General features: G+C 39.6%; 16 protein-coding genes. 12 read left to right on the forward strand and 4 right to left on the reverse strand.

Features of this window, described 5'->3' with window-relative positions:
• Window positions 1–45 precede the first annotated feature (45 nt).
• From IM793_RS08320 to IM793_RS08335, 4 genes are all read right to left on the reverse strand, one after another.
• Window positions 46–1,383, reverse strand: a complete 1,338-nt coding sequence (locus IM793_RS08320) for a HAMP domain-containing sensor histidine kinase (protein WP_193420554.1) — start codon at window positions 1,381–1,383, stop codon at window positions 46–48.
• A complete protein-coding gene (locus IM793_RS08325) occupies window positions 1,384–2,067 on the reverse strand; it encodes a response regulator transcription factor (protein WP_193420555.1) in 684 nt (227 codons plus the stop codon).
• A complete protein-coding gene (locus tag IM793_RS08330) occupies window positions 2,064–2,792 on the reverse strand; it encodes a hypothetical protein (protein WP_193420556.1) in 729 nt (242 codons plus the stop codon). The genes IM793_RS08325 and IM793_RS08330 overlap by 4 nt, the downstream gene beginning before the upstream one ends.
• Before the next feature lie 125 nt (window positions 2,793–2,917).
• The gene (locus IM793_RS08335; protein WP_193420557.1) at window positions 2,918–3,652 is read right to left on the reverse strand and encodes an OB-fold nucleic acid binding domain-containing protein; all 735 of its coding nucleotides are present in this window, start codon (window positions 3,650–3,652) and stop codon (window positions 2,918–2,920) included.
• 903 nt (window positions 3,653–4,555) lie between these two features.
• On the opposite strand from IM793_RS08335, the gene IM793_RS08340 reads away from it, so the two are divergent.
• The 12 genes from IM793_RS08340 (at window position 4,556) to IM793_RS08395 (ending at window position 24,317) form a co-directional block, all read left to right on the forward strand.
• Complete coding sequence (locus tag IM793_RS08340) at window positions 4,556–7,543, forward strand: TonB-dependent receptor (RefSeq protein WP_193420558.1); 2,988 nt, start codon at window positions 4,556–4,558, stop codon at window positions 7,541–7,543.
• 11 nt (window positions 7,544–7,554) lie between these two features.
• Window positions 7,555–9,144 carry a RagB/SusD family nutrient uptake outer membrane protein gene (locus IM793_RS08345; RefSeq protein ID WP_193420559.1) on the forward strand — a complete coding sequence of 530 codons (1,590 nt, stop codon included), beginning with the start codon at window positions 7,555–7,557 and terminating at the stop codon, window positions 9,142–9,144.
• Window positions 9,145–9,154: 10 nt separating this feature from the next.
• Window positions 9,155–10,219: a phosphatidylinositol-specific phospholipase C1-like protein gene (locus IM793_RS08350; protein ID WP_193420560.1), complete on the forward strand. Its 1,065-nt coding sequence runs from the start codon at window positions 9,155–9,157 to the stop codon at window positions 10,217–10,219.
• Between the two features lie 7 nt (window positions 10,220–10,226).
• Window positions 10,227–11,630 carry an alkaline phosphatase gene (locus tag IM793_RS08355; protein ID WP_193420561.1) on the forward strand — a complete coding sequence of 468 codons (1,404 nt, stop codon included), beginning with the start codon at window positions 10,227–10,229 and terminating at the stop codon, window positions 11,628–11,630.
• A 244-nt stretch (window positions 11,631–11,874) separates the two neighbouring features.
• Window positions 11,875–13,047 (forward strand): CehA/McbA family metallohydrolase, encoded by a 1,173-nt coding sequence (locus tag IM793_RS08360; protein ID WP_193420562.1) that lies wholly within the window; start codon window positions 11,875–11,877, stop codon window positions 13,045–13,047.
• A 479-nt stretch (window positions 13,048–13,526) separates the two neighbouring features.
• A complete protein-coding gene (locus IM793_RS08365; RefSeq protein ID WP_193420563.1) occupies window positions 13,527–14,111 on the forward strand; it encodes an RNA polymerase sigma-70 factor in 585 nt (194 codons plus the stop codon).
• A gap of 115 nt (window positions 14,112–14,226) precedes the next feature.
• Window positions 14,227–15,390: a FecR family protein gene (locus IM793_RS08370; protein ID WP_193420564.1), complete on the forward strand. Its 1,164-nt coding sequence runs from the start codon at window positions 14,227–14,229 to the stop codon at window positions 15,388–15,390.
• Between the two features lie 202 nt (window positions 15,391–15,592).
• Window positions 15,593–19,066, forward strand: a complete 3,474-nt coding sequence (locus tag IM793_RS08375) for a TonB-dependent receptor (RefSeq protein ID WP_227256178.1) — start codon at window positions 15,593–15,595, stop codon at window positions 19,064–19,066.
• A 22-nt stretch (window positions 19,067–19,088) separates the two neighbouring features.
• On the forward strand, window positions 19,089–20,666 hold the full coding sequence (locus tag IM793_RS08380) for a RagB/SusD family nutrient uptake outer membrane protein (protein WP_193420565.1): 1,578 nt from the start codon (window positions 19,089–19,091) through the stop codon (window positions 20,664–20,666).
• A 6-nt stretch (window positions 20,667–20,672) separates the two neighbouring features.
• Window positions 20,673–21,785 carry an IPT/TIG domain-containing protein gene (locus IM793_RS08385; RefSeq protein ID WP_193420566.1) on the forward strand — a complete coding sequence of 371 codons (1,113 nt, stop codon included), beginning with the start codon at window positions 20,673–20,675 and terminating at the stop codon, window positions 21,783–21,785.
• A gap of 209 nt (window positions 21,786–21,994) precedes the next feature.
• Window positions 21,995–22,543, forward strand: a complete 549-nt coding sequence (locus IM793_RS08390) for a hypothetical protein (RefSeq protein ID WP_193420567.1) — start codon at window positions 21,995–21,997, stop codon at window positions 22,541–22,543.
• The gene (locus IM793_RS08395) at window positions 22,527–24,317 is read left to right on the forward strand and encodes a glycoside hydrolase family 9 protein (protein WP_227256179.1); all 1,791 of its coding nucleotides are present in this window, start codon (window positions 22,527–22,529) and stop codon (window positions 24,315–24,317) included. The genes IM793_RS08390 and IM793_RS08395 overlap by 17 nt, the downstream gene beginning before the upstream one ends.
• Window positions 24,318–24,992: the final 675 nt, after the last annotated feature.

A 24,992-nucleotide genomic window follows, 5' to 3' on the forward strand; every position in this document is an offset into this window, starting at 1 on the left:
TATTAAAAAGTGGTGCGAGATCACGTTTTAGATCGATACTGACCGCTATGCGCTGATTGGCAAGTCTACTATTGCTTCAAATGAAAAGTTGCTGCTTTCCATCCGGAAATTTCCATCATGTAAGTGTGTTATCTCTTTAACCAGCCAAAGACCAATGCCTGCACCATTTGAGTCTATAGCCTCTCTATGGAAGGCATTTTGGAGATTTTCAGTCGGGAAACTTTCTTCGTTAATCGTATTTTTAAAGCTTATGGCAATATGATCCTTCAATGTAGATTGCTGAACAGAGCAGCTGATGGTGGTATCTGGAGTAGCATATTTAACTGCATTTTCTAGGAGGTTCATCAGTAAGATATTCAATTTATCATCATCGGCAGTTATCAAAAATGTCTCTGCATCTTTATCAAAATCAATAGTTGAGTTTAATCCTTTTTGTTGCAGAAATGGTTGGAACCTGTGAAATAACCGAAGTATAACCAATGAAAGATCTATTTGTTGCTTGTGCAAAGTAATACCACTACTTTTTAACTGGCTCACCAATAAAAATTCCTGTACCACTTGTTGCAGCCTGTTAATTTCAGCGAGCTGACTTTTCATCAGGTTTGATAACTCGGGCGCCAATACCGGTTTAGATAGGTGGACTTCTATTTCGGCACGCATAATGGCAAGCGGTGTCTTTAATTCATGTGAGGCCGAGGCAAAAAAGTTTTGCTGCTGCTGTAACGATTCATCGATCCTGACTAACATCATATTTATGGTTTCCGTTAATTCCTGCAATTCATCATTCGTTTTCTTAACAGGAATTACATCCCTGAGTTGATGCGCATTGATGAGCTTGGCAGCTTTAATGATACGCTGCACGGGCTGTAATAAATAGAACGATAAAATATAGGCAATTAAACCTGCAAGCAAAACACTCAACAGGCTACAGGCAAATAGCAGTAAGAGCAGGTATTGTAAATTATTATTTAATTGCTCTGCACTGCGTACTAGGATCAATTCGGCGGGGTTATCTTCATTACTGCTGATTACGTAGGCAACCCTCATTCCCAAGGTATCGGTTACGCCTGTCTTTGTAGGTGTACGGATATTTTTAATAATCCCCGGCGACTGAAAAACTGTTATGGGCTTTCCTGCTGAATGGTATAATACCCTAATTGAGGTGTTGTTATCAGGCAGAGGAATAATTGCCGGTAATACTTCGGTTTTATCCAAAAGTGTTTGGGCCCTGGCGATTAAATAAGCATCATTATCGGATATCATCAGCATCCTGATCTTCCGGTAACAGTAAAGGTTGAAGGAGAAACTCAACAAAATAAAGATCAGGCTGAATGCTGCCGTTATTTTTAATTTGATGCCGAACTGACGCTTTCCTGTCATCATTTAATCTTGTTTTACATCGCCTTTCAGTACATAACCCCGCCCAACAACCGTGTGGATCAATTCTTCATCATAACCTCTATCCATTTTTTTCCGAAGCTGGTAAAGGTGTACTTCTATTACATTGCTACCGGGATCGAAGTTTATGTCCCATACTTTTTCGAGAATCTGTGATTTTGTTACTACGTTGTTCTGATTAGCAAGCAGGAACTCCAGCAAGGCAAATTCACGATTACTCAATATCAATGGTTTACCGGCCCGGCTTACTTCTCTTGTCAGCAGGTCTACCTTTAGATCAGAAACCTGTAATTTGAGTGAACCCTGTGCTAAAGACCGGCGTTGTACAGAGCGTACCCTGGCTAACAGTTCATCAAGCTCAAATGGCTTTTTAAGGTAATCAATAGCGCCATGGTCAAGCCCGTTTATCACGTGCTCTGTATCGTTTAATGCACTTATTATAATCACCTGCGTTTGATTATTAAAACTGCGCAGGTTTTTTAAAACTTCCAACCCATTAAGTGTGGGTAACATCATATCCAATAAGATAAGATCATAATTGCCAACCATAGCCGTTTCCAAGCCTTTATTACCATCGGCAACCTGATCACAGATGTGACCGGCCTGCGTAAGGGCGTCAGCAATAAATCCTGCTAACTTTAACTCATCTTCTATTAATAATATTTTCATCTTACCAGGAATGTTTTGTTATCTATCGTAATGCTAAGCACAATGTATACTTTATCATGATTTATATTAATAAAGCCCTGGTCATCCTGACGTCTCACCGCTACAAGATGAAATATGTCGCTTTCTTTGATGAGGTGTGCGATATCATCTACCAGCCCCGGCTTAAAGTGAAATAAAAGGTTATTCTTTCTCAGGGCCACAATACCACCATATTGATCTGTGATCAAAACAGGTTTCTCCAGTTTAAATTTTTCTGTTTGCTGATTTGGAACATCCGGAGGTGGGGGTAAATCCTCGAGAGTCTGACTAATGCCCGTTCTATTATTCTTAATGGCTATTAATTGGTAACCAACTACTTCATCGCTCGGATTTAAACCATAAGTTACCGTAACCAATTCTCCTATGGTACCAATCCTGGTTACCCATGCTGCTGTATGTGGCCGAAAATCGATAGTGATTGAACCAGCCTTTTCGGTTTTTAGTTCCAGTGAATTGATATCTAAATGAGGATTGTTTTTATACCTGGTAACGATTCCGGTAATTATCCGTTGTTTTTGCAGGCGTTCCATCGGTGGCCTGTCAAGTTGTATTGGAGCTTTCGGTAATAAAGGCACAGGAGGTTTTATTAATAACCAGATAATAACCAATAGTAAAATAATGATTACTACCAACAGGGGGCGGTAATTTTTCATCGTTAATGGCTCTACGTCATTATCTTGCTCCATTTTCATACAATCTGCAAAATACCATTATATTTTATCAGTTAACAGCGAAGCAGCCAATTAGTTCATACGCGTCAACAATTAATTTTAGATTGGGAGAGCGAAATAGCTCTCCCAATCTAACCAGATTATCTTAACAGATAAGTCTGTCCATTAATCTCTATGGTTTCCGGATGAATGATCGTTGGGGCACCGGTTTCTAAGGCCACACCTGATGGTGGCGTGTCTTTAATGCCGGTTACCTTTACTTTATCTCCAGCTTTTAGTAGAGATTGTAACTGTTCAATTGCAGGTGGAGGCAAATCTATCTGGATCTTATTATCGAGATTAAGCCCGCGGATTGCGCCTCCCTGGTCACGCTTAAAATCACTGATTTTTCCTGTAAAGGTTCCAGGCTGTGCATTAACCGGTACAATAGGTACAGTTGGCGGGGTATCTACTATTTGCGTTCCATCAACCAGCAAACTCGCCATTTGGAATACATTTACACCATCTGGTCCATTATCTGTAAAGCCTTTTACAGTTACCGATTTACCTTTAGCTGCTGCACTCATCAATTGTTTACCTAGTTGTTCAGGAAATCTGACTGTGATTACCTGACTGCCATTTTGCAAGGTGAAACTATTATAGATATACCTGTCATTCGTTTGGTAGGCAATAACCTTTCCGTTCAGCGAAGTTAAAACTTTTAAAGCACCGCCTTCCAAACCGCCTCTGTTTCGTCCAGGAAGAGGAAGCATTTCTCCAGGCCCTCCTGCCGGTGGTGTCGGAGGGTTATCATTTGGGCGTACCTGCGCTAGTGTTACTATACTCATCAGCGCGAAACAAGCAGTTATTGCTGTTTTTTTGATTTGACTTTTCATATGCTCTCTTTTTTTGATTTTCAATAATTTTATGATTCAAAACTACGCTTGCGATCTGAAGAGGGTATGAAAAGCGAATTAAATTTAATTCATTTGATTATCCTCACCGGTTTAAAATGCGATCGTTGCCCTGAGGGGTAACTTATTTTATAAAAATCAACATGAGTGACGTTTAATTGATTTCTTTTGCCCTAAGGCGCGGTCTTGCCTCGGCTCGCCGCCGCCGAAGGGCTCTTTCTTTTTGGCATCAAAAAGTAACAAAAAATGCCGGCTGAAAATTTATTCATTTATTGTTTATAACTTTCAACTGCATTCATGAGGGCTACGCCGTTTTCTTTTGAAGCCAGTTGTACGGCCAGAACAGTGCAGCCCGAAAAATTTGTTAGGCCGGATTTAAGTAGAACGGGGATACCGTGCTATGGCCTAGCTGGGTGGAAATGTGAAAGCAATTAAAATTCTGATTAATAACGATTTGTTAAATAACGTCAATTGTAGCTGTAGCGAAGCGGAAAACTATTGAGTAAACCGAGCCTTAAGCGAGCTCACCGAAGGAATAGTAGATCCAAAACGTTAAGTTCTTAAGGAGTACAAACTTAGGAAGAACGATATTAGTGTCAGATGGAAACATCTGACAACACGAATAATCTTAATCAAGATGACCTCAATATTTTGATTTGCAAATGATTGTTAAGCTTCATGTTAAATTAAAAAATCTAACATGAAGTTTAATGACTGTTTTCTTAACATTCCAATGCTTTTCCTTCCCGAATTTAACAATTCAGTATTTTTTACATCATAAATTCCTAACCAACCAAGCTCATCTTTGTAGCAAATTAGTCATTGGGTTTTGACCAAATGAGGTGCCGTTCTGGCTAATGCAAACAAACTATAAATTATTCATTCATGAAAAAAATTTACAAACTGATTTACTTTACTGAGGTACGCAGGCTGCAGGGTGTATTGATTATGCTAATGCTTTTCTCCATAAATGTAATGGCGCAAAATACCCGGAACATCAGCGGTAGGGTTGTTGATGAAACCAACCAGCCGATTCCTGGTGTAACGATAAGAATAAAAGGTTCAACAGGCGGAACTTCTACAGATCCTGATGGAAACTATACCCTATCAGTAAAATCATCAAACGTTTTAGTTTTTTCCATGTTGGGTAGCATCTCAAAGGAAGTGCCTGTTGGCAATCAAACACGGATTAACGTAACGCTTATGCCAGACAATCAAACTTTGAAAGATGTTGTGGTAATCGGTTATGGCACAGCGAATAAAAAAGATGTAACCGGTTCAGTAACCTCCATTAAGTCTGAAGAGTTTAATCAGGGTGTAATGGTAAATCCCGCCCAATTACTTCAAGGAAAGGTTGCCGGTTTAAATGTAACCAAAAGTGGTGATCCAAATGCTAAGCCATCAATTACACTTCGTGGGCCTTCGTCATTTAGAGAAGGAGCAGCACAGGAGCCTTTTTATGTTATCGATGGTGTTCCGGGAGCATCAATTGATTTATTGGCCCCTGCCGATATTGAAAGTATAGATATCTTAAAGGATGCATCTTCAACGGCAATTTATGGTTCGCGGGCATCAAATGGTGTAATTATGGTAACCACAAAAAGATCTAAAAATGGACAGGCACGCCTTTCATACAATGGTTATGCTGCGGTAGAAAAGGTTTCCAAGAAATATGATATGCTATCTGCACCAGAGCTAAGGCAGTACCTTGCAGATAATAAACAGACTTTAAACCCGATTGATGATGATGGTTCTGATACCAACTGGCAATCGTTATTGGAGAGAACAGGCTTTTCACAAAATCATAATGTTTCTTTCGGTGGTTCTGGTCAGGCATCAGATTATGGCGCCAGTGTAAATTACCTGGATAACAAAGGAATATTAAAAAACAGTTCTTTAAAGCGGACTATTGTAAGAGCATACATAAACCAGAAATTCTTTAACGATAGGTTAAAACTGGGTTTAACGGTTACCAATAGCAATTCAAAAAGCTCAGATATTTATCAATCGCAGGCTTTACCCAACATGTTGTTTTATTTGCCAACGGTAAGTCCTTTTAATACCGATGGATCTTATAAGGAAAATTATAATCGTACCGGAAGTGGTACCCGTAATCCTTTATCCATTGTAGATAATAATGTTATCAACAACCTGAACAATAAAACACTGATTAATGGAATGGCGCAGGTGAATATTCTTGATGGCCTGAAGTTCACAGCCAGTGCTTCTTCGCAAAGGGATCAGAATAATTACAGCACTTACCTGAACAGTCAATCGGGATTAGCCAGAGGCGCTAACGGACAAGCGCAGAAGATTGATATTTTAAATAAAAGTGAAGTATTGGAAGGTTATTTTAACTATGATAAAACCTTTGGCAAACACAGTTTAAAATTGCTTGCAGGTTATTCATGGCAGGAGGATAGAACCAATGATGGATTTGGCGTAACCACACAGAATTTCTCAAATGATAATTTAAGTTACAATAATCTATTTCTTTCAAATCCAACTGCACTTTCTCAGATACTTTTCAATGATGCTCCTATTTCTACCATAAGATTTATCTCCTATTATGGAAGGGCACAATACAACTACAATGAAAAATATTTATTACAGGCATCTTTAAGAAATGATGGTTCTTCTGCTATTGGAATAAATAATCGCTGGGGCTTATTTCCTGCGGTTTCTGCCGGATGGAGAATCATTGGCGAGGATTTTATGAAAGCTGTTCCGGTAGTGAGTGATTTAAAACTACGTGCAGGTTATGGTGTTTCGGGTAACAGTTTAGGGTTTAATGCCTTTTCTGCACTACTGATTTACGGTACGCCTACCGGAAATAGTAAGTTCTTAAATAATGGCAATATCAGCAATGCAATTGGGCCGGTAAGAAATCCAAATCCAGATTTGAAATGGGAAAGTACAGCAACCACCAACATTGGTTTAGATTTTGGTTTATTTAAAGATAGAATTACAGGTTCAGTTGATTTTTATGTGAAGAAAACTTCTGATTTAATTTATGAAAATTACCAGGTTTCAACCACGCAGTTTTTCCTGCCAACCATTCCTGCCAACGTTGGTAAAATCAAAAATACAGGTGTAGAGTTCTCTTTAAATGCAATTGCGGTTAAAACAGATAACTTCAAATGGACAACCTCTCCAAATATCGCCCACAATAAAAACGTTGTAGAAACCTTATCTGATGATTTCTATAAAATTGCAGCCATTCAAACGGCTCAGTTGGGTGGTAAAGGCCAGTCAGGAAATTACAGCCAGCTGATTCAGCCAGGTTATGCCCTGGGTACCTTCAATTTATGGAACTATGCGGGTAAAAATGCAGCAGGTGTAAGTACCTATGTTAATGCCGCCGGACAAACCATCGCTACACAACCCTTAACCACTGATGCTAAAATTGCTGGCGATGCACAACCAAAATTAATTTACGGCTGGGCAAATACGTTCAACTATAAAAACTGGGATTTAAATTTCCTTGTTCGTGGGGTATTGGGGAATAAAATCTTAAATGCAACAATGGCATCATTAAACAATCCGGCTGATGCCAAGCTGCAAAATATTCCAAGATTTACTTTAGGCGAATCTTTCAACGATACAAATGCATACCTGATCTCTGATCGTTTTGTGGAAAGTGGTTCATACCTGCGCTTAGACAATGCTACAATCGGTTATACCATCAAACCAAAAACACAATCAATTAAAGCCATCAGACTTTATGCTACTGCGAATAATCTTTTCGTGATTACAAACTATAGCGGTATTGATCCTGAGATTAATATGGGCGGTGTAACACCAGGTATAGACAATAACAATTATTATCCAAAAACAAGAACCTATAGTTTTGGTGTAAGTGCATCATTCTAAAAAATAAGAAAATGAAAAAGTTTATCATCCTGTTTAATATTCTTGCCTGTTTAATGGTTTTCGAATCATGCAGCAAGCTAGATGTCGATGTAGAATCGCAATACGTTAAGGAAAATTTTCCCTATACCACTGCAGATTATACGGCACTTTTTGGCACCATGTATTCTAACTTATCATCACAGTACGGCGTGCCTTATTGGAGAATGCAGGAACTTTCTACCGATGCGGCTATCCTGCCTGCACGTGATGGGAATTTTGATGATGGCGGCCAGTACCGCCAGTTGCATTACCATACCTGGACCATTGATCATCCAAATGTTAGGGATATCTGGCAGTGGGGCTTTGGCGGTATTAACAATTGCAACCGCTTAATTAATCTTACTACCGAATCAGTTGCATCTGATGCTTCAAAAGCTAAAAGTATAGCTGAAATAAAAGCAATGAGGGCCTTGTATTATTACTTTATGATGGATTTGTATGGAAACGTACCCATTATAGATACCTTTCCAGTGAGTACGCCTCCTGGAAATCAAACCCGCGAAAAAGTATTTGAATTTATAGAAAAGGAGCTTTTAGCTGTAGTTGCTCAATTACCGGTAAAAGATAACACTAACCGGATTTTGGTTTACGGCAGACCCACACAGGCGATGGTTTATGCCTTATTGGAAAAAATGTATTTAAATGCTGAAGTATACACTGGAAAAGCGAGATATACTGATGCGGTTACCATGGCCGATAACATTTTGAAAAACAGCAATTATAGTTTGGATGCAAAATATAGCGATATTTTCGATGTAAATAACGGTCCGCAGATTAATGAAACCATTTTTGCAATTCCTTATGATCAGCAGATTCCTGGTAATCAGATTACAAGGTTTGGTTTTTACCCTGCTTTAGCAGCAGCTTACGGAATAAACGTAGGTTTTAGTATTTCGATGAGTACTACGCCTGAATATTATAACCGCTTCAATTTGACAAACGATATTCGCAACAGCTTCTGGTTAATTGGTAAGCAATATGCACCTGATGCAAACCGTAAACCTGATTTAACCAAACCTGTTTATGTTGCAGGAACAACAACGCAAATTGAGATTACCCCTGACCTTATTCTAAAACCAGGTAAACCAATGGATTTAGGTAATACGGTTGCTGATCAGGCAAAAGGTGTCCGCTCAGTAAAATACTGGCCAGATCCAAATGCCATTCAGGCCACCAGGTTAAACGGAAACGATATGCCGGTTTTACGTCTTGCCGATGTAATGTTAATGAAAGCCGAAGCCATATTAAGAGGCGCAACAGCAACTACCGTTAATAGTGAGTTACAAACGCCTTTAGTTTTAGTTAATAAAATAAGAAGCCGTGCTGGTGCTGAAGCCGCAACAACGGTTACTTTGAATACTTTACTTGATGAACGCGCACGTGAATTTAGCTGGGAGGCCTGGAGAAGAAACGATCTGATCCGTTTCGGACAATTTGAAACAGAATATCCTTTACCAAATGATGTTTTAAAAATGAATAAAGATCTTACCAGAAGAATTTATCCGATCCCGGCAAATGAGCTGAAGCTGAATGCAAATTTAAAACAGAACCCTGGATACTAAAATTAAAAATATGAGACTGATTACCTGTTTTGGTTTATTGCTGGTGCTACCCGCAATTGCCTTAATCACTAAAAAGGACGATTTGCCAATCAATCAAATACAGGTTATCGGCTCGCATAATAGTTATAAGCAAGCCATTAATCCTGCGCTGTTCAATGTAATTAAATCACAGGATTCTGCAGCTGCCAACAGTCTGGATTATGAACATATCCCTATGCCCGGGCAATTGGATATGGGTTTAAGAAATCTCGAAATTGATGTTTATGCTGATGAGAAAGGTGGTAAATACGCCCATCCCAGAGGTTTTGAACAGGTAAAGGGGCAACCTGCATTCGATAAAGACGGTGAAATGAATAAACCTGGATTCAAGGTATTTCATGTTACGGATTTAGATTTCAGGTCGTCGGCACTAACTTTTGTGATTGCATTACAGCAATTAAAGAAATGGTCGGATGCTAATCCAAACCACACACCAGTTTTTATTACTTTAGAAGCTAAAGATGACTCGATAAAGCGTAAAGGATTTACGCAGCCTGAGGCTTTTACAAGTAAAACTTTTGATGAACTGGATGCTGTGATTATTCAAAATTTAGGGAAAGAGCATATTTTAAGTCCGGATGATGTAAGAGGCAAATACAAAACTTTGGAAGAGGCTGTACTGGCCAAGAACTGGCCGAAGCTTAGTCAGGCTAAAGGTAAATTCCTTTTCGTGCTGGATGCCAAAGACAGAAAACGCTCCACCTACATTCAAGGTCATCCTTCACTTAAAGGCCGTGTATTATTTGCAAATGCAGAACCGGGAACGCCTGAGGCGGGCTTTATGATTCGAAATAACCCAAAAGATGAACAAATCCCTGAATTGGTTAAGAAAGGTTACCTCATCAGAACAAGGGCAGATTCGGATACCAGGCAAGCCAGAAATAATGATTGGAGCGATTTCGAAGCTGCCTGTAAATCTGGCGCCCAAATCATTACAACAGATTATTACAAAAAGAGTACGCATTTTAAATCAGATTATGCCATCAGTTTTGCTGATGGAAAATACTTTAGAGCGAACCCTTTATTTAAAAAGTAAGTTAGATATGAACAGAAGATCGTTATTAAAAGGAGGCTTATTAACCGGTTTAGGTTTGCCTTTTTTGGGTATTAAAGATGTAATAGCTTCGCCGGTAGTTGGGCGTAAAAAGGCGAAAAACATCATTATGATGGTGAGTGATGGGATGAGTATCGGAACGTTGAATATGGCAGATATCTATTCCAATCGCATATTTGGCAAAAGCAGTAAGTGGTTGGGGCTGTATAGAGATAATAAGGCCGTAAGAGCGCTGATGGATACCGCTTCCGCGAGTTCTTTGGTGACCGATTCTGCTGCGGCAAGTTCATCCTGGGGTGGAGGCATGCGTGTTAGAAACGGATCACTAAACGTTGGCATGAAAGGAGAAAAGCCTCAGCCGATTCTTCAAAAGTTTAAAGAAAAAGGTAAAAAGGTAGGTTGTGTAACCACTGTACCGATTACGCATGCAACTCCTGCAGGTTTTTGTATAAATATTGATAACCGCGGCGGTCAGGATATTATTGCAGAAATGTATCTGGGTCTGAAATTCGATGTGATGATGGGTGGAGGGCATAAATACTTTGGGGAAAAAAGAGTAGGTGGGAATCTGATTCCAAAATATTTAACTCAGGGTTATAAAGTTGCAGAAAACAGGGCCGAAATGTTAGCCTTAGATCAATCAAAGCCTGTTTTAGGTTTATTTGCAGAAGATGGCATGCCTTACGAGGTCGACCGTCTGCACGACCAGGAACTCATAAAATCGACACCAACACTGGCAGAGATGACCATGAAAGCAATCGAACTAATGAAAGACCATAAAGATGGTTTTGCATTGCAGGTTGAAGGTGGTAAAGTGGATTGGGCTGCACATTCTAATGATTTGAGCGGTTTAATTTTCGATCAGCTTGCTTTTGATGAAGCTGTTGGAAAAGTAATAGAATTTGCTGAAAAAGATGGTGAAACCTTAGTGATCATCACTACAGATCATGGTAATTCGAACCCTGGTTTATTTTATGCTGATGAGGCCAACAAAAAGTTCGATAGCCTGCAAAACTTCAAACACAGTAATACCTGGCTTTTGGCTCAGCTTAATCAATCATTTAGCGAACAGAAAATAATTGATTTGATCAAAGAAAATCAAGGTTTTGAAATGAAATCAGAAGATGTAAAATCTTTATTGGTTCACTTTAAGGATATTGTTCCGGGGCAGCTTTACAACGAATCAAACCTGCCATTTTATGAATACGGCAAAATTTTGGGTAAATATACTGATGTACAATGGGCGGGTATGAACCATACCGGTGATTATGTGGAGTTGACAATGTTTGGTCCGGGATCTGAAAATTTAAAACCTTTTGTTAAAAATTACGAGCTGCATAATTTTATGCTTAAAGCTGCAGAAATGCCTGAAGCATTTTTAGTAAAAGCTTAATCTTAATTACACAGCAAACAAATAATCAGGAGGCTGTATCAAAAGTAAAATCTAGCAGTTAAGGTCAGAATTTTATTTTTTTTACGTCATTCTCGCGCAGGCGGGAATCTTAAAGCGCGATGCAATAGCATTAGGATTCCCAATTAAATTGGGAACGACGACGTATCAAAATATAATTTGCTTAGTGAGCCAGCGTAAATCTTTTGATACAGCCTCTTTTTTAATTCTATCTTTAAACCAGATTATGACTATTCAATCAAAATATTTTCGTTTTTTAATTTGCCTTATTTTAATGCTCAATGCTGGCTATCTCCAGGCACAGGAAACTACTAATCCTCCGGCAATAATAAACACATCCGGAGTTTGGTTAAAGGGCGATTTACATGTGCATTCGAGGCACAGTACTGAATCATCAAACAATTCGATTTCGAAAATTATTAATTTTTCAAAGTCAGTTGGTATGGATTATTTGGCCATAACAGACCATGATAATCATGTTAATGGAGATGTTGCGCACCATACCTGGGCCGATCCGGAATTTAAATCAGATTCGCTGCTTTTGCTTTATGGTGCCGAATGGACAACAACCAGGGGCCATGGAAATGTATTTTCTGATAAGCCTTATGACCATCAACGTCTTTATGATATCAGAGATGCCCGTGACGTCAACATCGGGAAAGTTAAGAAATCATTAGGGATCCATTTGTCGGCAAATCATCCTAGTGGAAAAGATAATTTTGGCTTTTCTTACGATTTGGTTAAATCTATCGAGGTTTGGAATTCGGCTGTTTGGCCGAAGAATGCCAACGCAATAATGATTTGGGATGACATGCTTTCTTCGGGCAGGATGATGACAGGCAGAGGTGGAAGCGATACCCATCATGGGGTACCTACTGCAGCTGAAAAACCTAGTGCAAATACATATCAGGCGGAATTTAATTATGTAGGTACACCAACAACCTGGGTTTTTGCAAAACAACGTAGCCTTACCGCAATTATAGATGCTTTAGATCATGGAAAAGCTGCTGTAAGTTCCAATCCTTTCGCGCCAAGAGTTGAGTTTTATGCTGATTATAAAGGCAATGGTAAGTTTGAAATGATGATGGGTGATAATGCGGTTTCAAATGGTAAACCAATAAAGTTTCAGGTGCAATTGATTGGCAATAAATTACCCAAAGAGCAATATACTGTTACTGTAATCAAGAATGGAGCAAAGCTGAACAGCTTTCAGGTTAGCGGTGAAGTTCCTGCTTTTCAGTTTACCGATACACCAGATTTAAAGGGCCGAACCTATTACCGTGTTACAGTAGAAGGTAAAAATACTGATTACCCTCAGGTGCCAAAGTCTGCGGGGCTAAGCGAAAAAATGGTGGCGCTATCCAATCCGATTTACTTTAATTTTGATCCTAAATTTTAATTAGCGCCAGTGTCAGATGGAAACATCTGACACCACAAATAATTGACAGAGTCTGGAGTTCCATCCAGTCTAATAGAATGGTCGTCATCTCGACTATAGCCGCAGCGAAATGGAGAGATCTTTGAACTATGTTAAAGATTTCTCCACTTCGGTCGAAATTACGATTTATCTCAATCTGTCATCCCAACTCCTTAGATTTTCAATAAAATGATCGTCTCGATCCGATAGCTATCGGATGTAGCGCAGCGAAATGCAGAGGTCTATCCGGACAGATTTAGCTATGCTGAGACAATCGTGGTTCTCAGGATTAAAATTCTATATTTATAACACAGCCTCCATTTTTTTTGAATCAGAATTATAGATTAGATTTTTAGAATCATCAAAGCAAAATGCCATAAATATCAGCATTTTAATATATCGCCAGCTTTGGCTTTATGTTCGTAGTTTTGGATTCAATTTTTTTTATAATTTTACTGGCTATGAGCAACCAACACAATCATACTGATGAAGAACTGATCGTAATGTTGAGGGAGAACGAAGTGGTTGCTTTCAAGAAAATTTATACTAAGTATTGGTATGAGTTATATTTAATTACCAATAAAAGATTAAGGTCTAAAGAAGCGGCAGAAGAGATTATCCAGAATTTCTTCACAACATTCTGGATCAATCGGGAAAAAATAAATATCACGGGGTCTTTAAAGGCTTATCTCCATTCCGCTATCCGCTATTCAATTATTGATTATCTGGCTAAGGAGGCTACCCGGAACAATTACCTCGAACTGCTTTCATTTAGTTATCAGGAGGCTACGAATACTACTGAAGAAACCATATTTATAAAAGAGTTGGAAAACGGAATCAACGGCGTGATTTCGAAGTTACCTGCAAAATGCAGAAAGGTATTTGAACTCAGCAGGAAAGAGCATAAATCTAATAAAGAGATTGCCGAATTACTGGGGCTGTCTGAAAAGACTGTTGAAAACCATATTACCAATGCCTTAAAGCATTTTAGGGTGCATTATAAGGTGATTTTGATTGCTTCTGGTTTTGCCTGGTTACTCCGTTAAATACAGTCGCCCGCACATCCGGGATACATTTTAATTTTTTTTTATTTTTTTTTGGGGGCTAGGGGCAGGCTATCCGACTATACTATTAACGAACCAAATATAACTACGTATCAACATGGGCAGATCAATAGCCGTTTCCCTACTTAAAAAATATCTTTCTGGTGATTGTACTGTTAGTGAGATAAAAGAAGTAGATCAATGGTTTGATAGTATGGATGAGGTACCTGAAGATCTTGCAGGCCTTTCTGATGACCAGCGTAAGTTCGTGGAAGATAAAATTTTTGAACGCATTCTGCTCAATATCGAAACTAAAAGTCAGCAAAAGATCATATCAGTTCCTAAAAAATCAATACGTATAAGTACAATATTTTGGGCGGCAGCATCACTAGTTGTGGTTCTGGGTGCGGTGCTCACCTGGAGATATAGTTCGCAGCTGCACCTGCAAAATCAAACTGCGAAATTACATCAATCCATTCATATAAAACCAGGTGGCAATAGGGCGGTTCTCACGTTAGGTGATGGATCTTCAGTGGTATTAACCGAAGCCAAAATAGGTGCATTGGCCGACCAGCAAAATGTTAGTGTTGTAAAAACAGCTGAAGGTGAACTCAGCTATAAAATGCATACCGGATCTGCATCTTCAAAGATCAGCTTTAATAAGATTACCACGCCTCTTGGTGGGAAATACAGCGTGGTTTTGCCTGATGGAAGTAAAGCCTGGTTAAATGCGAAATCAAGCTTACGGTTCCCAACTGCTTTTAAGGGTGCTGAAAGAGTGGTTCAGATGACGGGCGAAGTGTATTTCGAAGTGGCCAAGAATCCTAAACAACCCTTTAAGGTACAATCTGGTGGAACAGAAATTAGGGTACTGGGTACGCATTTTAATGTAATGGCTTATGGCGATGAGGCCGAACAGAAAACAACGTTAATTGAAGGCAGTATCCATTTATCATCTGGTAAATTTTCACAGCTATTGAAGCCCGGACAACAAGCCCTGGTAGATCCGTTTGGCATAAACGTGAATAACAATTGCGATCTGGAAGCTGTAATGGCCTGGAGAAACGATCTTTTCATTTTTAAGGATATGGAGATCAAAGAAATTGCCAGGCAGTTGGTTCGATGGTATGATATTCAGGTTGTATTTAAAGGAACGCCTTCCAAAGTATCTTATACAGGAACAATATCTAAAGATGTAGAACTTCCAGAGTTGTTAAATATGCTTCAATTCACAGGATTAAAATATGAATTGAGCGGACGTGTGCTAACTATAATCGATTAAAGAGACGTAATCGGTAAAAAATAAATTTTAACCAAATAAATATTCAAACATGAGAAACTACTACAACACTGTATAATGTAAAGGCGTAACTATGCTTTTTAAGAAAAAACCGGATAGTGTTTGCACCACATCCGGTTATTGTAAAGGTTACTTACAATCCGATTTAGACAACATTATAATTTAACCAAAACTCCATAAAGATATGAATTTATTTTTTAGGATCAGGCAGGTATTGCGCCGTGATTCTTACCAAATCCTGTTAACAATGAGACTCGTAGTGCTTTTTTTTACGCTTACCCTTATGCAGGTTAGCGCTAGCAGCTTCAGTCAGAATCTAACGCTTAAACAGAATAATTCTGACATCATTTCCATCTTAAAGCAAATCGAAAAACAGAGTGGTTACCACTTGCTTTTCAGGCGTGCTGATATTGACGATAAATATAAAATAAACCTTAACGTAACCGACATGCCTATTGAGCAGGTAATGGGCGTAGTTTTGAAAAATACCAACCTTGATTTCAAAATCATCAAAAAAACAATTATTCTTAAAAAGAATGGCTATTCGCCATTTACCACCATCTCCGTTCGCGATATAGAGATTTCTGGTACGGTGAGTGATGAAAAAGGAGTAACGCTGCCCGGGGTAGTCGTTAATGTAAAGGGTACCAAACAATCTACCATGACAGATATCAATGGTAAATACAAGATTTCGCTGCCTGCCGGATCAACTACCCTCGTATTTTCTTTTGTTGGGATGGAGTCACGGGAGATTAGTCCTGGCAATAATCGCGTACTAAATGTGGTACTTAAGGCACAGACTACATCACTTTCTGATGTGGTGGTAATTGGTTACGGAGATCTAAAACGTACAGATCTTAATGGATCTATTTCGTCTGTAAAAGCTGCTGATATTGCTAATGTGCCGCAAACCAGTATCGACCAGATGCTGCAAGGCAGGGCTTCAGGACTTACGATTACACAAAACTCTGGCGCACCAGGTAGCAATACATCTGTACGTGTACGTGGAGTAACCTCTTTAAGCGGTAGTAATGAACCTTTATATGTGATAGATGGTGTGCCAATTTCAGGCGATGCGGGTAATCAGAGTACCAGCGGAAGATCCCCTCTACAGGCTTCATCTTCTAATGCCAATTCGCAGACTACCGTAAGTCCGTTGTCATTGATCAATCCAAATGACATTGAGTCGATTGATGTACTAAAAGATGCATCTGCAACAGCAATATACGGAAACCGGGCTTCAAACGGGGTAATTATCATTACTACCAAAAGGGGGAGGAACGGTAATTCTTCGATAAATTATGATGGTTATTATGGTTTCCAGCGTGTGGCAAGGTATATGGATGTGATGAATCTTCGCCAGTATGCAGCACTTCAAAACTCACTGGGTGATATTTACGGTACCGGAAGAAGGGTTGAATTTGCAGATCCTTCAGTACTGGGCGAGGGCACCAACTGGCAAAAGGAAATATTTAAAACAGCACCACAGCAGAGTCATCAGGTAGCTGTTTCAGGGGGTAAAGAAGGATTAAACTACTACATTTCTGGTGGATATCTTGGACAGGACGGCACCGTTATCGGTTCGGATTTTCGCCGCTATAGTCTTCGGGTAAATGCTGATGCCCAGGTGAAGGAATGGTTTAAACTCGGAATTACTTTAACCGGAAGCCGATCTGCAGAAAATGTAGTGACCAGTGATAATAACGGGATCATTTACAATGCTTTACTACAGGCTCCTGATTTAGCTGTAACCAATCTTGATGGTTCATATACTGGTCCTTCTGTGTTTGATCCACTGGCTGCTGCAGCAGCATTAAATCCGGTGGCACAGGCCCAGCAAATCAAGAATGTATTGAACAGGAGTAACATTAATACTAATATTTATAATGAAATTAAGTTTATCAAATCATTGTCGCTGAGATCAGAACTTGGAGGTGATTTTAATTTCTCAGATAATAATGTTTTTACGCCCAGCTATTCATGGGGCCGTTTTACCAATCCTACTGCATCTTTGAAGGAAAGGTATCAGCAAAGTACATTTTTGATCTGGAAAGAATATTTTAATTATAACCACACTTTTGGTCAAAAGCATAACCTTAATGCAATTCTGGGTTATGAAGTTCAACAGTCAAACTGGAGAGGGATTGAGGGAACACGCCAGGGGTTTTATAGTAACGACGTGCAGTCGTTGAATTTAGGCCAGGCCATAACGGCTACCAATGATGAATATATTGGTACACAACGCCAGGAATCAATCTATGCGCGTGCCATTTATACCTATAACTCCAGATATAACCTTACTTCTACAATCAGGAGAGACAAGACTTCCAAGTTTGCCGAAGGGGCCCAATCAGGTTATTTTCCATCATTTGCTGCTTCATGGAAATTGTCTGAAGAACCATTTATGCAGGGGATTAAGAAAGTCGTAAGCGGGCTTAAAATCCGTTTGGGTTACGGCCAGGTGGGCAACCAGGATGTTCCCAATTATTTATACAGTTCTTTGTTAAGATCTTCACAAACAGGTTTAGGTACAGGTTTTCTTGCCGGACGGATTGATAACAAATTATTGAAATGGCAAACCTCTATCCAATACAATGCTGGAGTTGATATGAACTTTTTAAACGGTAAGATCAGTACGAGTATCGATGTTTATAAGAAAACGTCAAAAGACTTCTTATTTCAGCTTACCCTTCCTGCCTATTTGGTAGGTGGTCCTGATTATTTAGGAGGTATTAACCCTCCATATGTAAATCTTGGAAAGATTGATAACGTAGGCTTTGATTTGAACATTAACTCGCACAATATTGATAAGACAGATTTTAAGTGGAATACAAGTGTGGTACTTTCGCATTATAATAATGAGGTTAAAGAGCTTGGTAATGGCCTTACCGAACTCTTCGGAACAGTAACCAATGCTTATCTGCAATCCCCGGTTACGCGTACAGTAGTAGGCGGATCTGTAGGTGAATTTTATGGTTATAAAGTAAAGGGAATATTTAAAACACAATCGCAACTTCAATCTGCTCCGGTACAATTCGGGCGTACTATTGCCAATAACAGCAGCAGCACCTGGCTGGGCGATGTGCAATATGAAGATGTAAATGGCGATGGCGTAATCAATGAGAAAGACCGTACAGCGATCGGAAATCCAAATCCTAAATTCACGTATGGTATTACCAATACTTTTAGTTATAAAGCTTTTGATTTTACTTTGTTCCTAAACGGATCTTATGGTTCAAAAATTATGAATTTGTTAAACAATACCATGGGTAACCTGGCGGCTGTATATCAAAATCAATATGCAGCATATAGTAATTTCTGGTCACCACAAAATCCGGATTCCAATATTCCTGCACCTAAAAGCGGTATCGATAATCCCAATCTGTTCGTATCTGACCGTTATGTGGAAAGTGGCTCTTTTTTACGCATCCAGAATGTTAGTCTTGGTTACAGGGTACCTGCTTCGTGGATTAGAAAATTTAAATTCTCTAATTTAAAAGTTTACTCAAGTGTACAAAACCTTTACACCTTTACAAAATATAAGGGCTACGATCCGGAAATCGGAGCGATGAATCAGAGTGCCATTTTAAATAATATCGACCTGGGAAGATATCCAATTGCCAGGACCATCACTTTTGGAATAAATGCACAATTTTAGTGACCTACAATTATTTAACAATATGAAATCATATTTAATATACAGCTTTATTTTTACAGCCATTGTTTGCACTGGCTGTAAAAAAGACTTTTTTAATATTCCTCCACAAGATGCACTCAGTGCCGATAATTTTTACCAAAACACCGAACAGGTTCAGGCCAGTACCATTGCCTTGTACAATTCTCCGTGGTTTGATTGGAATGCCAAGGCTTCCTGGTGTATTTCTGAATTATTAAGTGGCAATGCACATACTTATTCCCCGGATGTGATCAATTTTGGAAATTTTTCTGTAACAGGAGATAATACCCAATTGGCATCTGCCTGGAATTCTCTATACAGTGTAGTTGCCCAATCTAATGCCTTGATTAATAACCTGAAAGCAAAAGTGCCAGCGAGCGTGCCGGCACCAATAGTGAATAATGCAATTGGCGAAGCGAGATTTATGCGCGCTATGGCCTATTTTTATTTGGTAAGAACATGGGGAAATGTGCCGATTATCGAAAATAGCCTGGATCATGTGAGCAATTATCAGATTAACACCAATCCGGTAACTGATGTTTATAAGTTCATTATAAATGATCTCAAGTTTGCTGAAGAGAATTGTGATAAAATGATCAGAACGGGCTCTGTTTCTCAGGGTAAAGTATCCAGCGGATCAGCGTCTGCATTATTATCTAAGGTTTATTTATACATGCGTGACTATTCGAATGCCCGGATAAAAGCAGAACAGGTGATCAATAGTGGCGAATTTAAATTGTATGGAATAGATATTTCTAGCAAGACTTATGCTGACTTGTTCAAAACTGCCAATAATAATAACGAAGAGAGTATTGCTGCTATTCAATGGTTGGGTGGATCTTCGTATGGCCATGGTAACGCACTACAATCTTTTCTTGCATATAACTCTGAAATTACGGGTACAGGAGACGGTTACGGAAGCGTTACGCCTTCTATCGATTTGCTTACCGCTTTCGAGGCAGGCGATTTAAGGAAAAAGCCAACGGTAATGACGCAGGGAGATGTTTATCCTGAGATTAACCAGGCCAAAGGTGGCTACACTTTACCTGCCGGAGCGGTAGCTCAAGGCATGCCAGCTTTTATTAAAAAATATGTAGTAGGAACACCTGCAGATAATGGCGGTAAAGGTGCATCATTTTCGGCAGGCAATAATACTTACCTGATGCGTTATGCTGATGTATTGTTAATCGAAGCAGAGGCAGTTCTTGCAGGTGCCGATCGTACTGCTGATGATGCGGCGCTGATACCTTTTAACAAAATCAGAAAAAGGGCCGGACTCATTCCTAAAACCTCCATCACTATCCAGGATATTTATCAGGAACGTCGTATGGAATTTGTATTTGAGGCTGATTATTGGTTTGACCTGGGCCGCTTAGATGGTTTTAATGTTACCTCGCATCCTAAAGCAATTGCAATTATTGCCAATCAGGAAAGAGGAATTTACAGCAACACCACACCTGTTGTAATCTGGGGGCAAAAGTATACTCCGACTGATGCAAATTTCCGTTTGCCTTATCCTACAACAGAAACCATCCTAAATCCCAAATTATTATTGGCTCCGGTGCCTTACAATTTTAAATAAGCTATTATGAAAACGTTATATAAAAATACTATAGCCCTTTATCTGATTGGCATCTGCTGCATGCTGATCTTTGCTACCTCCTGCAAAAAAGACAAAGAAGGACAGGGCGCACCGAGCATTAACAGGATTCGTACTTTAGTAAGACCGGGAGATAGTAAACTTACTCCGCTGGATTCAACAGTTACTTCCGGCGATGTTGGTGTTACTTATGTTATAGAAGGGGTAAATTTGAAATCGACCAACAAAGTCGATTTCAATGGGGCATCAGCCGATCTTAATACCGCTCTTTTTAGTGATAACAGCATTGTGGTGATGATCCCAACAACCGCTACCTGGATCAATCAAACAGGGAAATTAACACTAAGCAATTCGTTCGGTACCACTTCCTTTAATTTTAGTATTAAACAACCTGCTCCGGCGATTAGTGATTTGAGTCAGTTTGCGGGTAATCCCGGCGATGTAATTACCATTACCGGCTTGCGTTTTGATCAGGTATCAAGCGTTAAGTTCGGTACAACAGAGGCTAAGGTAATTTCTTCAACCAGCACTGAACTGAAGGTAACTGTTCCAACAGGTGCGCTGGGTGCAGTAAGTGTTACTACTCCGGGAGGTACGGGCACTGGTCCATACGTATCCTACGATGGCGTTGTGGTTCCAATATTACTGCCATTTGGATTCAGCCATTTATTTTATGATGACGGAATAACAGCTGGTTACGATTTCAACTTCGGGGGCGCTAATGCAGATGTGAATAATACCGAGATGGTAAAACGCGGTACCCATTCAATCAAACTTACCTATACCGGAAATTACGCAGGATATGCAGTAGGCAGTAATAACGCTGTTGATCTGAGTGACAAAACCTATGTTAAGTTTTCTATTTATGGCACAGCGGGTACTGAAGGTAAAGTGGTAAAGGTTGCATTAGATGATTTTGACAACCGTAATGTAAGTGTTGTACTGCATGCTGGTAAGTGGACAAATTATGTGGTTCCGTTAGATCGTTTCCAGAATGCCAGTCATCCGGGCAAACCTGCAAGTCTAAGTTGGATCGGGTTTCAGGAATTGAGTGGCAACGCACCGGAAACGATTTACCTGGATGATATTGGTGTATATTAGTTTAACTAAAGGGAATATTTAATTTAATGAGGCTGTATCATAAAACAAGTCTCTCTAAGTTTTGTCGCGTTGAGCTCAGCTTTTGCTGAGCTTGGCGAAGACATCGAAATACCTTAGAAAATTTATGTCAGACCATATACAGGCCCTTGATGACAATTCTATATTTATGATACAGCCTCTTCCCGATTTATGATTTAAAGTAAATATTAATGAAAGTGATAAAATATATTGTTGTCGGCATCATAATGCTGGCAGTCAGTACTCATGCTTTTGCACAAAAAAACCTGGTGGTTAATGGCGGCTTCGAAAATGAGTTGGATGGGTGGGTTGATTACTCGGCAAAGGTAACTCCTTACATGTATAGCTCTGGGAAAATGAGTAGTGCTATATTTTCTTCAGACTCTTCTAAATGGACCGGTATGCATCAGGTCGTTTTTTTGCCTAAAAATACCCAGTATATACTCATGAGTGCAAAGATTAAAGCAGATGCAGTAAGTACCGGAACAAAATCATGGAATGGGGCATTATTTCTTTTCGAAACCCTTAACAAACAGGGTGCTAAAATTGGTGAAGGAATCAACATTGCTTCAATTACAGGAGACGAAGATTGGAAGTTATATGAAAAAGCATATATTATCCCGCCAGGTGTTACGCAAATAAAATTGTTGTTCGCGCTGGGTTATGTTACTGGTACCATGTTCATAGATGATGTAAGTCTGAAAGTGATTACACAATCTGAGTTTGAAAAATATTTGTAGTATGATGAATGGCATGGTATATAAGTGGTTTTTAATATTGTTATCGCTGGTTACAACTGCGGCTACTGCTCAACAAATAGGCCCCCCGGAGATTGTTCTAAACCAGTCAGGTTATTATCCGAAGCTGGAAAAAAGTGCGGTTGTACTCCAGTCAGTTTCAGGTAATGATTTTGAGTTGTTATCTATGCCAGACCGAAAGTCTGTGTACACAGGTGCATTATCTGAACCAAAGGCTACTGGCTACTCGAAAATTAAAACCAGGATAGCAGATTTTAGTGCCTTCGACCAACCTGGCCAATATATAATCCGTATTCCCGGAGTTTCTGAATCCCCTGTTTTTAAGATTGCAGATGGTGTGCACCACGATCTTGCAGTGGCTGCATTAAAAGCATTCTATTATCAGCGTGCCTCATCTGTACTGGATGCAAACTATGCAGGGAAATGGAATCGTGTTGCCGGGCATCCGGATACTGCAGTTTATATTCATCCCTCGGCTGCTTCTAAAAACAGAAAGGCCGATAGTAAAATTAATGTTGCTGGTGGATGGTATGATGCTGGAGATTACAATAAATATGTTGTTAATAGTGGGATCTCTACCTCCACCTTACTTTCTACTTATGAAGATTTTTCTGCGTATTTTCTAAACCTGGAGGCGCATATTCCCCATGCGAAAAACAAAGTTCCGGATATATTAACAGAGGCCGTTTACAATTTGCGATGGATGCTCAAAATGCAGGACCCTGCTGATGGTGGAGTTTATCATAAATGTACCAACCTGGATTTCGACGCCATGGTGATGCCCGATAAGGCCATATCGAAACGGTATGTAGTAGCGAAAGGTACGGCAGCCACGTTAAATTTAGTCGCTGTTGCCGCACAAGCTTATCGTATTTTTAAATACTTTCCGGAACAATATCCCGGGCTGGCAGATAGTTGCCTGTTAGCCGCTAAGAAGGCCTGGAGCTGGTCATTAAATAATCCGAAGGTGGTTTACGATCAGGATCTGCTCAATAAGATGTCAGACTTAAAAGTAAGCACGGGCACATATGGCGATAAGGACTTAGAAGATGAATGGACTTGGGCCTCGGCAGAACTATTAGCGTCAACAGGAGAACAAACTTATTTTGATGCTTTTTTTGCCCGTTTAAATGCTCCGGTAAGCCTACCCAGCTGGAGTAATGTAGGCATACTGGGATATTATACATTGATTAGATGCGAGGGGCAGCTTCCTGAACGTTACAAAAGTGTAACCAGTATTCTGAAGAAGAAAATACTTACACTTGCTGATCGCTATCTAGCTGCTTTTAACACAGGCCCATATCATACCGTAATCGGCGCCTCGCTTTACGACTTTGCATGGGGAAGTAATTCTTCAGCTATGAATCAAAGCATACTACTGATTAATAGTTATTTGTTTTCCAAAAAGGATGCTTATCTCGATGCTGCGGTTAGTAATCTGGATTATATACTGGGTAAAAACGCAACTGGTTATTCTTTTGTAACGGGTATAGGGTACAAATCACCGCTGCACCCGCATCATCGCCTTTCATTTGCAGATGGTATTGCCGAACCTATTCCGGGCATGCTGGTTGGAGGGCCTAACCGGGAAAAACAAGATGGAATAAAATATGATTCCGAACCGGAAACGTCATACCTGGATGATGCCAACTCTTATGCAAGTAATGAAATTGCCATCAATTGGAATGCCCCATTGGTATATGTAGCAAATGCAATGGAGTGTCTCGAAAATGGGGTGAAAGAAGGAAAAAAATAACCCTAGTTGCAAAACTTAATCCATTTCATGGAACTAGGAATGAGTGAGGACTTGAGGAGATAGCGGGACTAAAGTTCAACATTAGAGCAGAAGTGTTCGTTTCCAAAATCTTTAATTAGTGCTGCTCTTCGTGTCGATCTATTTTCAGCTGCATATTTGCTGTCTATTTTTTGGAAAGCAGCGTCTGTAGCTTTTTTTAATGTTATTCGGGCTTTCCGTTATAGTTCCGATGAAAAATCGGGAGCTACCACTTCATCCGATAGCTATCGGATCCCGTTTAGTTAGTTGGGTTTGTGCTGCTATTTGGGCTTACATGGTGCTTAGCTGTACCTCCCGTTAATCACAAACCCGATAGAACGTAAAAGCCCACAGCGCAGCGAGGACTTGAAGAGATAGCGGGACTATAGTCTGCCACAGGAGTTGAACTGCTCGTTTCCAAAATCTTTAATCAATGCTGCTCGTTGTATCAATCTTTTCTCAGTTATATGTTTGATAACTATTTTATCAAATACTATTGCCCGGACAAGCATACGCTTTGGTATTTTTGACCATGTGAGTTTTGAGCCTATTTAGCTGGCAGTACTCAGTAGAATACCGAATGAAAATGTACTGCCTTTCCTAAATTCACTAATATACGGTCAAAATTTTTTTGTTATGCCTATTCATTTTACCTTA

The organism is Pedobacter sp. MR2016-19, assembly GCF_014947265.1.
Lineage (GTDB): Bacteria > Bacteroidota > Bacteroidia > Sphingobacteriales > Sphingobacteriaceae > Pedobacter.